The organism is Arenimonas sp. (assembly GCF_019459675.1).
Classification (GTDB): Bacteria; Pseudomonadota; Gammaproteobacteria; order Xanthomonadales; family Xanthomonadaceae; genus Arenimonas.
The window spans coordinates 1-11,711 of sequence record NZ_JAIBFH010000225.1 but is presented as its reverse complement, the minus strand read 5'-3'; the positions used below and the strand labels follow the sequence as shown (position 1 = coordinate 11,711).

Annotated in this window: 13 protein-coding genes; 10 read left to right on the top strand and 3 right to left on the bottom strand. The window is 69.8% G+C overall.

Annotated elements, in window-relative coordinates; all coding sequences use genetic code 11:
• Together K0M70_RS07685 and K0M70_RS07680 are read left to right on the top strand one after the other, a co-directional pair.
• Positions 1–1,704, top strand: a 1,704-nt coding sequence (locus tag K0M70_RS07685; RefSeq protein ID WP_290781193.1) for a chemotaxis protein CheB, incomplete at its 5' end; no start/stop codon positions are given.
• A gap of 37 nt (positions 1,705–1,741) precedes the next feature.
• Positions 1,742–2,215 carry a chemotaxis protein CheW gene (locus K0M70_RS07680; RefSeq protein WP_290781192.1) on the top strand — a complete coding sequence of 158 codons (474 nt, stop codon included), beginning with the start codon at positions 1,742–1,744 and terminating at the stop codon, positions 2,213–2,215.
• A 13-nt stretch (positions 2,216–2,228) separates the two neighbouring features.
• Here K0M70_RS07680 and K0M70_RS07675 read toward each other — a convergent pair whose 3' ends face one another.
• Both K0M70_RS07675 and bioA read right to left on the bottom strand, forming a co-directional pair.
• Complete coding sequence (locus K0M70_RS07675) at positions 2,229–2,966, bottom strand: 16S rRNA (uracil(1498)-N(3))-methyltransferase (protein ID WP_290781191.1); 738 nt, start codon at positions 2,964–2,966, stop codon at positions 2,229–2,231.
• Positions 2,963–4,348 carry an adenosylmethionine--8-amino-7-oxononanoate transaminase gene (bioA, locus tag K0M70_RS07670; RefSeq protein WP_290781190.1) on the bottom strand — a complete coding sequence of 462 codons (1,386 nt, stop codon included), beginning with the start codon at positions 4,346–4,348 and terminating at the stop codon, positions 2,963–2,965. The genes K0M70_RS07675 and bioA overlap by 4 nt, the downstream gene beginning before the upstream one ends.
• 91 nt (positions 4,349–4,439) lie before the next feature.
• Between bioA and nudE the strand changes: the two genes are divergently transcribed.
• Genes nudE through K0M70_RS07650 form a run of 4 tightly spaced genes read left to right on the top strand, consistent with a single transcriptional unit; the run spans position 4,440 to position 6,981 of the window.
• Positions 4,440–5,024 (top strand): ADP compounds hydrolase NudE, encoded by a 585-nt coding sequence (gene nudE, locus K0M70_RS07665; protein WP_290781189.1) that lies wholly within the window; start codon positions 4,440–4,442, stop codon positions 5,022–5,024.
• Complete coding sequence (gene cysQ, locus K0M70_RS07660; protein ID WP_290781188.1) at positions 5,021–5,821, top strand: 3'(2'),5'-bisphosphate nucleotidase CysQ; 801 nt, start codon at positions 5,021–5,023, stop codon at positions 5,819–5,821. Before nudE ends, cysQ begins: the two co-directional genes overlap by 4 nt.
• A complete protein-coding gene (mazG, locus tag K0M70_RS07655) occupies positions 5,814–6,623 on the top strand; it encodes a nucleoside triphosphate pyrophosphohydrolase (RefSeq protein WP_290781187.1) in 810 nt (269 codons plus the stop codon). The genes cysQ and mazG overlap by 8 nt, the downstream gene beginning before the upstream one ends.
• 52 nt (positions 6,624–6,675) lie before the next feature.
• On the top strand, positions 6,676–6,981 hold the full coding sequence (locus K0M70_RS07650; protein ID WP_290781186.1) for a DUF962 domain-containing protein: 306 nt from the start codon (positions 6,676–6,678) through the stop codon (positions 6,979–6,981).
• Between the two features lie 45 nt (positions 6,982–7,026).
• Here K0M70_RS07650 and K0M70_RS07645 read toward each other — a convergent pair whose 3' ends face one another.
• Positions 7,027–7,374: a DMT family protein gene (locus K0M70_RS07645; protein ID WP_290781185.1), complete on the bottom strand. Its 348-nt coding sequence runs from the start codon at positions 7,372–7,374 to the stop codon at positions 7,027–7,029.
• A 138-nt stretch (positions 7,375–7,512) separates the two neighbouring features.
• On the opposite strand from K0M70_RS07645, the gene K0M70_RS07640 reads away from it, so the two are divergent.
• The 4 genes from K0M70_RS07640 to K0M70_RS07625 form a co-directional block, all read left to right on the top strand.
• Positions 7,513–8,226, top strand: coding sequence for a response regulator transcription factor (locus tag K0M70_RS07640; RefSeq protein ID WP_290781184.1), 714 nt, complete (start codon positions 7,513–7,515; stop codon positions 8,224–8,226).
• A gap of 11 nt (positions 8,227–8,237) precedes the next feature.
• A complete protein-coding gene (locus tag K0M70_RS07635; protein WP_290781183.1) occupies positions 8,238–9,545 on the top strand; it encodes a HAMP domain-containing sensor histidine kinase in 1,308 nt (435 codons plus the stop codon).
• Positions 9,546–9,647: 102 nt separating this feature from the next.
• A complete protein-coding gene (locus K0M70_RS07630; RefSeq protein ID WP_290781181.1) occupies positions 9,648–11,138 on the top strand; it encodes an efflux RND transporter periplasmic adaptor subunit in 1,491 nt (496 codons plus the stop codon).
• Positions 11,135–11,711, top strand: a 577-nt coding sequence (locus K0M70_RS07625; RefSeq protein WP_290781180.1) for an ABC transporter ATP-binding protein, incomplete at its 3' end; no start/stop codon positions are given. The genes K0M70_RS07630 and K0M70_RS07625, both read left to right, overlap by 4 nt.

Below are 11,711 nucleotides of genomic sequence, written 5' to 3'. Positions count from 1 at the left end.
GGGGGGGCGCGCCGCGGCCCCCCCGCCCCCCGGGGGGGGGGGGCGGGGGGGGGGGGGGGCCCCCAGCTGGTGATTGAAGGCGACCCGGCCGAGCTCGATCCCGGCCAGGTCGCTGGAGAACAGCCGACTGTGGTGCTGGTGAGCCTGGAGCCTGCCATCGAGGATTCGCTGGCGCGGTTCGACGAACTGCTGTCGGCGCCGGGCATCGAAGTGATGTACGACGACGCCGAAACCACCCGCCAGCTCGACGGCTGGGACCTGGCGCGTTGGGCAAGGCACCTGGCCACCAAGCTGGTGGGCACCGACCTGCTGCCGCCTGCGCCGGGAGGCTCGGACCATCTGCCCGAGCTCAGCATGACGCTGGAGCCGGGCGCACCGCGCACCCCCGCGCAGGAGATGGTGGACGCGAAGCTGGAAGACTACGCCGCTGAATCGCTGGACCTGTCCGAGTGGGTGCCGACCGAACCCTCGCTGGCGTCCGCACAGATCTCGCCCGTTGCTCCTGCGGCGCAGATCGAAGCGGCCAGCCCCGAGCCCCTGGCAGAGCCGGATATGTCGTTTGACATCGATCTGGGCGGCCTGGAGCTGGCGCTGGAGGACGACGATGCGGCGCCGGCCACACCCAGCCTGCGTCCCGTCGCGGCCGAGGCCGACGACCTGGAATTCAACGCGGCCGATTTCGACATCGACCTGTCCGCGCTGCCCGACGAAGACAGCCCGCTGCCCACGGCCAACGACCCTGAGCTGCTGGCTGCGGACGACGTGCCGCTGCTGGCGGACCTGCCGATGGACGGCGGCCCGGTCAGCTTTTCGTCCTTCACCGACGAAGAAGCGCCGTTGGACGAGCACATGGACGACGACGTGGCCGCGCTGGCCGCCCAGCTGGACGCCTACGAGGCGCAGGAGCGCCAGCCAGAGCCCGTCGCGATCGACTTCACCCGCAACGACGAACCGTCGCCCAGCCCCGGCGCTGCCGCCGGCGCCAATGCGGAGGTTGAAGCGCCCGCCGCGCGCGTCACGTCCAGCTTCGGCTCGCTGGAGCTGATGCCAATGGACGCTGAAATTTCGGCGCCGGCCGCTGCCGAACCGCCCGTGGTGCGCCAGGTGCCGGCCGCCGCGCCGGTGTCGCGCATGAGCCTGGCCAACGTCACCGGCGACGGCCCGATCGACAACCTGGCTACCGCGCCCGGTGCGCTGCTGGTGATCGCCGGCCTGGGCGGGCCCGACGCCGTGCGCCAGCTGCTGTCTGCGCTGCCGCCGACGCTGCGGGTCCCGGTGCTGCTTTACCAGCATCTCGACACAGGCCGCCATGAGCGCCTGCTGGGCCAGCTGGCGAAAGCCAGCCAGCTCCCGCTCGACCTCGCGGTGGAAGGCAAGATCGCTTTCTCCGGGCGCGTCGGCGTGCTGCCGCCGGGCATGGGCGTCGCCCACAACCAGGGCAGCTTCGTCTACGTCGCCGTCCCGGCGCTGGCTGACCTGGCGTCCGCCCTGCCGGCCTCCGAAAGCGTCGTGCTGCTGCTCAGCGGCGCCGATCCTTCCGTGGTGCCGGCAGTGCTGGCGCTGCACAACGGCGGTGGAATGGTGCTGGCCCAGGACCCGGAGTCGTGCTTCGACGCCACGGCGGCTGGCCTGCTGATCGACGCCGGCGCCATTGCCGCCAGCCCCGCCGAATTGGCGCGCATTGTCATCGAGCGCTGGAAGTAAGCCAGCCTCCACCCAAGCAAGGATTCCGGAGAACACCATGAATGCCCAGCGCGACATCCGCGGCGTCCTGATAACGGTCACCAATGGCCGCCTGCTGCTGCCCAACGCCAACGTCGCCGAAGTGATCACCTTCTCCGATCCCGATGCGGTGGAGAACGCGCCGGAATGGCTGCTGGGTCGTGTCCGCTGGCGCGGTTGGCGGCTGCCGCTGATCTCGTTCTCGCGCATGGCGGGCTGGTCGCAGGAGGACGGCCACCTGGGCGCCAAGGTCGCCGTGCTCAAGGCGCTGGGCAACAACCCCAAGCTGCCGTTCTTCGCGGTGCTTTCGCAGGGCTTCCCACGCCTGGTGACGGTGTCCACCGCCACGCTGGCGGAATCTCACGACATGAAGGACCTGCCGTTGGGCGTGCATTCACGCGTGACGCTCAACGACGACCCGGCGTCGGTGCCCGACCTGATGAGCCTGGAGCTGCTGATCCAGAAGGCCATGGGCGAAGACAAGGCGGCCTGAGCCGCCGTATCCGTCAGCCGCGCAGGTCGCCGTAAAGCGCCTGCAGGGCCGCCACCGCCGCCAACCCCGCTGTTTCCGTGCGCAGGATGCGCGGCCCCAGCTTGAGCCCGCGGAAACCCGCCGCGCGCAGCGTGGCCAGGTCCCGGTCCGACAGCCCGCCCTCGGGACCCACCACCAACGCGATGGACTGCCCCGGTGCCGGATTGACCGCGCCCAGGCCCAGGTCGCCGCCGGGGTCCATGACCAGCTTGATGTCGGCCTGCTCGCCGCCCGCATAGGCCGACAGCGGCATCGGCTCGGAAAGCCGCGGCAGAACCGCGCGGCCGCTCTGTTCGCAGGCGGCGGCGACTACGCCGCGCCAATGCGCCATGCGTTTTCCGGCGCGCTCGGCGTCCAGCTTCACCTCGGTACGCTCGGTGATGACGGGCGTGAACGCGTCAACGCCCAGTTCGGTGGCTTTCTGCAGCACCAGGTCCATCTTTTCGCCGCGCGCCACGCCCTGCACCAGGGTGATGCGCAGCGGCGATTCACGCGGCACCGCCGCGCGCCCGGTGACTTCCGCCTCGGCGCCGCGCTTGGCCGCCGTCAGCAGGCGCGCGGTGTAGTCGTAGCCGTCGCCGTTGAACAGCGTCACGGCATCGCCGGGGGCCAGCCGGAGCACGCGCAGCAGGTGCGCGCTGCTGTCCTCGGGCAGGGTGATGCGCTGGCCGACGCTCAGCGGCTGGTCCACGTGGCTGCGGATGATCCTCATGGCCGGGTGGCCTCCTCGATGGCCGTGGTGGTGACGTCGGCCAAGTGGCTGAGTTCGTCTTCGCCCACGCAATAGGGCGGCATCCAGTACAGCACGTCGCCCAGCGGCCTCAGCAGCACGCCGCGCGACAGCGCGTGGCGATAGGCGCGCAGCCCGCGCCGGTCGGCGGCGGGGTAGGGCGTGCGGCCCACGCCGTCGGCGGTCAGCTCGAAGGCCAGCACCATGCCGGTCTGGCGCACCTGCGCCACGTTCGGATGGGCGGCCAGCGGCGCCGCCAGTTCCGCCATGCGTGCCGCGCGGCCGCGGTTGCGCGCCAGCACGTCGTCGCTGTCGAAGATCGCCAGCGAGGCCAGCGCTGCCGCGCAGCCCAGCGGATTGCCGGTGTAGCTGTGCGAGTGCAGGAAGGCGCGCTCGCGCGAGTCGTCCAGGAAGGCGTCGTAGACGGCGGCGGTGGTCAGCACCGCCGACATCGGCAGGAAGCCGCCCGTCAGTCCCTTTGACAAGCACAGGAAGTCCGGCGGGATGCCCGCCTGTTCGCAGGCGAACAGCGTGCCCGTGCGGCCGAAGCCCACGGCGATCTCGTCGGCGATCAGGTGCGCGCCGTGCGCATCGCAGATTTCGCGGGCGCGCCGCAGGTAGGCCGGGTGATGCATGCGCATGCCGCCGGCGCACTGCACCAGCGGTTCCAGGATCAGTGCGCAGACCTGGCCTTCGTTGGCCGCGAACAGGGCCTCGAGCTGCCCGGCGCGGCGCAGGGCGCAGGCTTCGGGGCTTTCGCCGGGCTCGGCGTCATAGGCGTCGGGCGACGGCGCGAACAGCGGCTCAAGCAGCAGCGGCGCGTAGATGCGCCGATACAGCGGGATGTCGCCCATGGACAGCGCGCCCAGCGTTTCGCCGTGGTAGCCGTTGCCCAGCGCGATGAAACGGGTGCGGCGCGCATCGCCACGGTTGGCGTGGCTGTGGAAGCTCATCTTCAGGGCGATCTCGACCGCGGCCGAACCGTTGTCGCCGTAGAACACGCGGGTGAGCCCCGGCGGCGCCTTGGCCACCAGCGCTTCGGCCAGCAGCAGTCCGGGCTCGTGCGAGAAGCCGGCGTAGATGACGTGCTCGAGTTCGCGTGCCTGGGCGCCGATGGCTTCCGCGATGCGCGGCTCGGCGTGGCCGAACAGGTTGGTCCACCAGCTGCTCACCGCGTCGAGGTAGCGCGTGCCGTCCACTCCTTCAAGCCAGGCGCCGCGGCCGCGCCGGATCGGCACCAGCGGGAGCGTGTGGGGGTGCTCCTTCATCTGGGTGCACGGATGCCAGACCACGGCCAGGTCGCGGGTGCGCCAGGACTCAGTTTCGGTTTGGGCTGGGCGTGGGGCGGGATCGTGCGGTTCCATGCCGGGAATGATCCGTGCCCGGGCCCGGCCTGTCCACGCCCGCCTGCGGCGGGGGCGGGCAGTCCACCGGCTCACCGGCTAGAATCACCCCATGCCCGACCCTACCGATCCGACGCGACCGCCGGTTGCACCGCGCATCCTGCCCACCATCCACGGCACCGGGCCACAGGAAGGCGGGGGGCCGCGGCGCGAATGGCTGGACCTGGAGTTCAGCAACGGCGAGAGGCGTCGCTACGAGCGCGTCAAGAGCGGTGGCCACGGCTCGGTGATCATCGCCGCGGTACCCGATCCCGGCACGCTGCTGCTGGTGCGTGAATACGCCGCCGGCACCCATCGCTATGAACTGGGCCTGCCCAAGGGCCGCATCGACGCCGGCGAAAGCGTGCTTGATGCCGCCAACCGCGAGCTGAAGGAAGAAGTCGGCTTCGGGGCGCGCAAGCTCACCCGGCTGCGTTCGATCACGCTCGCACCCACGTACATGAGCCATGAGATCCATCTCGTGCTGGCCGAGGACCTCTACCCCGAGCGCCTGCCCGGCGACGAGCCCGAGGAGCTCGAAGTGGTGCCCTGGAAACTGGACGACCTGCATGAGCTGATGCTGCGCGACGAGTGCTCGGAAGGGCGGTCGCTGGCGGCGATGTTCATCGTGCGCGAAGTGCTCCGGGCGCGCGCGTGAGCGGCCTGCGCGAAGCCTGCATCGAACTTTCGCTGGCCGCCGGGGCGGCCATCCTGGACATCTACGCCCACGATTTCCCGGTGGAGTTCAAGGCCGACGATTCGCCGCTGACCCAGGCCGACCTGGCCGCGCACCGCATCATCGTCGCCGGCCTGCAGGCGCTGGCGCCCGACATCCCGGTGCTGAGCGAGGAGGATGCCGACATCCCCTGGTCGGTGCGCCGCGGCTGGCGTCGGCACTGGCTGGTGGACCCGCTGGACGGCACGCGCGAGTTCGTGAAGAAGAACGGCGAGTTCACCGTCAACATCGCCCTGGTCGACAACGGCAGGCCGGTGCTGGGCGTGGTGTATGCGCCGGTGTTCGACTACCTGCTGCACGCCGAGTCGGGCGCGGGCGCTTTCGTGCGTCAGCCGGGCGGCGACGTCGCCGTTGCCACGCGACGGCCGGCGGTGTCGCCGCTGCGCGTGGCTGCCAGCCGTTCGCATCTGGACCCGCGCACCGCCGCGGCGCTGGAGAGAATGGGCGACATCGAACGCCACGGGTTGGGTTCTTCGCTGAAGTTCTGTCGCATCGCCGACGGCCGCATCGACGTCTATCCGCGCTTTGGCCCCACCAGCGAATGGGACACCGCGGCCGCCCAGTGCGTGCTGGAGGCCGCCGGTGGCGCCGTGCTCCGCCTGGACGGCACGCCGCTGGACTACAACCGGAAGGAAAGCCTGCTCAACCCCGACTTCATCGCGTTGGGCGACGCCGGCCTGCCGTGGCGCGACTGGCTGGGCGGGGCCGGGCATGGCTGACGTGCAGGCGCTGCTGGACATCATGGCCCGCCTGCGCGACCCCGAACGCGGCTGCCCCTGGGACGTGAAGCAGGACTTCGCCTCCATCGCGCCCTACACCGTCGAAGAGGCCTACGAAGTTGCCGACGCCGTGCAGCGCGGCGACATGGCGGACCTGCGCGACGAGCTGGGCGACCTGCTGCTGCAGGTGGTCTTCCACGCGCGCATGGCCGAAGAGGCCGGCCATTTCGCCTTCGCCGACGTGGTGGACGCCATCAGCGAAAAAATGCTGCGCCGCCATCCGCACGTTTTCGGCGACGCCACGGTGGCAGACGCCGACGCGCAAACCCTGGCGTGGGAGGAGCACAAGCGGGCCGAGCGCCAGGCGCGCGGCGACACCGACACCAGCGCCCTGGCGGGCATCGCCCGCGGTCTTCCGGAATGGCAGCGTGCGGTCAAGCTGCAGAAGCGTGCCGCCACCGTTGGTTTCGACTGGCCCGGCCCGGCGCCGGTGATTGCCAAGCTGCACGAGGAAATCGAGGAAGTGCGCGTGGAGTTCGACGCCGTGGCCGCCGGCGATGGCGCCGCCCGCGAACGGCTGGAGGACGAACTGGGCGACGTGCTGTTCGTGGTGGCCAACCTCACGCGCCACGGCAAGGTGGATTTCGGCGCGGCGCTGCGCCGTGCCAACCAGAAGTTCGAGCGCCGTTTCCGCAGGATGGAAGCGCTGGCGGCGGCCGAAGGTACCCCCCTGGCGGGCCAGTCGCTCGATGCCCAGGACGCTTACTGGAACCGTGCCAAGGCCGAGGAAAAGGCCGGCTGATGCCGGCCGCCGCGCCGCGCTAGAATCGCCGCATTGCCGCCGGAGACGACCCATGAGCCAGCGTTTCGCCACGTTCCAGGCGTTCTATCCGTTCTACCTGGCCGAACACTCCAACCGCACCTGCCGCCGCCTGCATTTCGTCGGTAGCTGCGTGGTGCTGGGCTTCGTGGCCGCGGCCCTGTTTTCACTCAACGCCTGGTGGCTGCTGGCGGCGCTGGTGAGCGGCTATGGCTTCGCCTGGGTCGGCCACTTCTTCTTCGAACACAACAAGCCCGCCACCTTCAAGTACCCGCTGTATTCCTTCGCGGGCGACTGGGTCATGTTCAAGGACATGTTGACCGGCAAGATCCCGCTCTGACGCAGCTTGAGGAAAACGTACCTGGTACATTTTCCTTACGCTGCCTCAGTCGAGGAACAGCAGGAAGGCGGCGACGATGATCAGCGCGAAGGCGGCGACGTGGTTCCACTTGATCTGTTCGCCCAGGTACCAGATCGAGAAGACCGCAAACACCGACAGGGTCAGGATTTCCTGGATGCCCTTGAGCTGCGGCGCCGTGTAGACCGCGTGGCCCATCCGGTTGGCCGGCACCTGCAGGCAGTATTCGAAGAACGCGATGCCCCAGCTGGCGAAGATGACGATCCATATCGGACTGGTCTTGAACTTCAGGTGCCCGTACCAGGCGAACGTCATGAAGACGTTGGAAGCCAGCAGCAGCAGGATAGGGGTGAGGTAGGCGCTGAGCGTCGGCATGGCGGCAGGGTCGGGGTGGTCGGGATCCGACAGCCTAGCCGTGACGCGGCCTTGCCGCTGGCTTCACGCTGGAATCACCGGGGCCGGGGTGTAATCTTCACAAAGCTGAAGACACCTTCTTCACATCTGGAGCATCCCATGCGACGCGACGACCCGGCCGGCCTGATCCTCGTGGTGGAGGACAACCGCAATCTTTCCGAAATGGTGGGCGAGTACCTGGAATCCAAGGGCTTCGGCGTGGACTATGCCGGCGACGGCATGGACGGCTACCGCCTGGCCGCGGACAACAGCTACGACGTGATCGTCCTGGACCTGATGCTGCCGCGGCTGGACGGGCTGGAAGTCTGCCGCCGCCTGCGCAACGAGGCCAAGAAGTCCACGCCGGTGCTGATGCTGACCGCGCGCGACACCCTCAACGACAAGGTGAACGGCCTGGAGGCCGGCGCCGACGATTACCTGGTGAAGCCCTTCGCCATCCAGGAGCTGGAAGCGCGCGTGCGCGCCCTGATCCGTCGCGACCGCCGCCAGGTCAGCGCCGAAGTGCTCAAGGTGGCCGACCTGGTGCTTGACACCGCCAGCCTGCGCGTCACCCGCGCCGGCACCGAGATCGCCCTGTCGCCGATCGGGCTGCGCCTGCTGACCATTCTGATGCGCGAATCGCCGCGCGTGGTCACCCGCCGCGACATCGAGCGCGAGATCTGGGGCGACGGCCTGCCCGACTCGGACACGTTGCGCAGCCACCTCTACAACCTGCGCAAGGCCGTTGATCGTCCGTTCGACCGCCCGCTGCTGCACACCGTGCAGACCGCGGGTTATCGCATCGCCGACCTCGACACACCGCCCGCCGGCTGAGCGGCGTGGTGATGTCGAACGCGCGCACCGGCCTGCGCCGGAAGATCTGGGTCGCCTTCATCCTGCAGGCGGCGGCAATCAGTTTCGCCGCCGTGCTGGGCGTTTACGGCGCCTCTGCCGTGCTCAAGCACGTGCTCATCCAGCAGGCGCTACAGGAAGAGGCCGGGCACTACTGGGAGCGACTCAAGGCCGACAGCCAGGCCCAGGTGCCCGACACCTACAACATGACCGGCTACCTGATACCGGCGGGCGGCAGCAATGAAGTGCTGCCCGAACCGCTGCGCATGCTCAGTCCCGGCTTCCACAGCCTTTCGCGCGCCGAGGGCGGTTCGCTTGTGCTGGTGGAACGTGACGCCAACGGCCACTACCTCTACCTGCTGTTCAAGCAGGAGCAGGTGGACAGCCTGGCTTTCTGGTTTGGCGTGACGCCCCTGGCGATCGTGCTGGTGGTGATCTACATCATTGCCTGGAGCACCTACCGCACCTCCAAACGCGCCGTGTCTCCGGTGATCTGGCTGGCGGGGCAGGTGCAGCGCTGGGACCCCAAGATGCCCGAATCCAGCGCGCTGCGGCCCGAGAACCTGCCTTTGGACGTCGAAGGCGAGACCCTGGTGCTGGCCTCGTCGCTGCACGATTTCGCCAGCCGTATCGAAAGCTTCGTCGAGCGCGAGCGCGACTTCACCCGCGACGCCTCGCACGAACTGCGCACGCCCCTGACCGTGATCCGGGTGGCGGGCGACATGATGGCCGGCGACGAATCGCTCAGCCCGATGTCGCGCCGCGCGCTGACGCGCATCCAGGGCGCGGGCCGCGACATGGAAGCGTTGATCGAAGCCTTCCTGATCCTGGCCCGGGAAGGCGACACCGGCCTGCCCGACGATGACTTCGACGTGGGCGACGTGATCGAGGAAGAAGTGGAGAAGGCCCGCGTGCTGCTGGCCGGCAAGCCGGTGGAACTGTCGTTCGACCGGCAGGCCGACTTCCAGCTCCATGCTCCCGCGCGCGTGCTTTCGGTGCTGCTGAGCAACCTGCTGCGCAACGCCTGCCATTACACCGACGAAGGCCAGGTCAAAGTGACGGTGCGGCGCGGCAGTATCGACGTTGCCGACACCGGTGTGGGCATGAGCGCGGACGAACTCGCCCGCGTGTTCGAGCCCTTCTATCGCGCCGGCGACCGCAAGAAGGACGGCCAGGGTATCGGCCTTTCGATCGTGCAGCGGCTGTCGCAGCGCTATGGTTGGCCGGTCACGCTGCGCAGTGAACCGGGGCGCGGCACCACGGCCACCATCAGTTTCCCGTCGCTGCCCCCATCGGCCTGAACGGCACCACCACGTGGGTGCCGCGTCTACGGCGTCGCGTCAACCCGATGCGGCGTCGCACGTTATCGTTTCTGATGATCCCGTTTATCCCATGGAGTTCTGATGTCCCGACCTGAGAAAAAGCCCCGTGCGCTTCGCCGGCTCCTGGCCCTGGTGGTCCTGGTCGCGGCGGTGGCGGTCGGCTGGTGGCTGTGGTCGGGTCGCACGCAGGACGCCACCGGCGGTTTCCGGACCGGCGGGGTGGAACGCGGCGACGTGCGGGTGGTCATATCGGCTACCGGCACCCTGCGCGCCACCACCACCGTGGCCGTGGGCTCGCAGGTGTCGGGCCAGGTGCTGTCGGTGGCCGTGGACTTCAACGACCGCGTGACCAGGGACCAGGCCATCGCGATGCTCGACCCGGCTCCGTTCCAGACGCGGCTCAAGCAGGCGCAGGCCGACCTGGCCAGCGCGCGCGCCTCGGTGAACGAAGCCCAGGCCACCCAGCGCAACGCGGAGGCCGACTACGCACGCAAGAGCGACCTGCTGGCGCGCCAGCTGATTGCCCGCAGCGACGCCGACCTGGCCCTGGCCGCGCGCGAACAGGCACGCGCCCGCGTGGCCTCGGCCCAGGCTTCGGTGCAGCAGCGGCAGGCCGGCGTGGACAACGCCGAGCTCGACGTCGCCTACACCGTCATCCGCTCGCCGGTGGACGGCGTGATCCTGCTGCGCGCGGTGGAACCCGGCCAGACCGTGGCGGCCAGCTTCCAGACGCCGGTGCTGTTCCAGATCGCCGAGGATCTGGCGCAGATGCAGATCGACCTGAGCATCGATGAAGCCGACGTCGGCCAGATCAAGGAAGGCCTGCCGGTGTCGTTTACGGTGGACGCGTTCCCCGACCGCCAGTTCGTCGGTGAAGTGAAGCAGGTGCGGCTCTCGGCCACTTCCAACGCCAACGTCATCAGCTACCCGGTGGTGGTGCAGGTGGACAATGCCGACCTGAGCCTGCTGCCGGGCATGACCGCCAGCGCCGAGATCGTGGTCAGCCGCCGCGACGGCGTGCTGCGGGTGCCCAACGCCGCGCTGCGATTCACGCCCCCGGGTGAAGAGGCCGCTGCGGCGGCGGGCGGCGGCGCTGGTCGCGGGGGCCTGATGCAGGACCTGCCGCGCGTGGCCGATTCGCTGCAGCTCGACGCCGCCCAGCGCGCTGCGTTCGACGCTGCGCTGGAGGGCGTGCGCGAGCGCGCGGCGGCGCGCATGGCGGGCCGTGCGCCCGCCAACCCGGCCGGTGGCTGGGGTGGCCGCGGTGGCCAGGGTGCGGCGCCCGCGGGCGGGCCTTCGCCCGAAGCGATGCGCCAGCGCATGGCCGAGGCGATGCAGCGCAGTTTCGCCGAGTTCCGCGGCAGCCTCGCGCCGGCCCAGCAGGCCACTTGGGATGCCGAACTGCGTGCGCTGTCCACCGCGCGCCGCGGCACGGTGTGGAAACTGGTGGACGGCAAGCCGCAGTCGGTCACGGTGCGCCTGGGCGCGTCGGACGGCACGGTGACCGAAGTCGGCGGCGACATCGCCGAGGGCGAGCAGGTGATCACCGGCGCCGAGCGCCCGGCGGCATGAGCAGCCCGGGCTCGCCGGGCGACGTCCCGGTCATCGAGATCGTTGGCCTGAACAAGGTCTACGCCGCCGGCACGCCCGCCGAAGTGGTGGCGCTGCGCGGAACCAACCTGCGGGTGGAGCGGGGCGAATTCCTGGCCATCATGGGCGCTTCGGGTTCGGGCAAATCCACGCTGATGAACATGATCGGCTGCCTGGACCAGCCCACGTCCGGCACCTACCGCTGCGACGGCGTGGACGTGGCCACGCTCGACGCCACCGGCCGGGCGAAGCTGCGCCTGGAGAAGATCGGTTTCGTTTTCCAGGGCTTCAACCTGCTCTCTCGCCAGACCGCGCTGGAGAACGTGATGATGCCGCTGGTGTACTCGGGCATCCCGGTGGCGGAGCGTGAACCTCGGGCGCGCGCCGCGCTGGCCGAAGTCGGCCTGGCCGAGCGCGCGGGGCATCGACCGAGCGAACTGTCCGGCGGCCCGCAGCAGCGCGTGGCCATCGCCCCCGCGCTGATCAATAAGCCCCCGCTGCTGCTGGCCGCCGCGCCCCCCGGCGCGCGGGACTCGCGCACCAGCGAGGAAATCA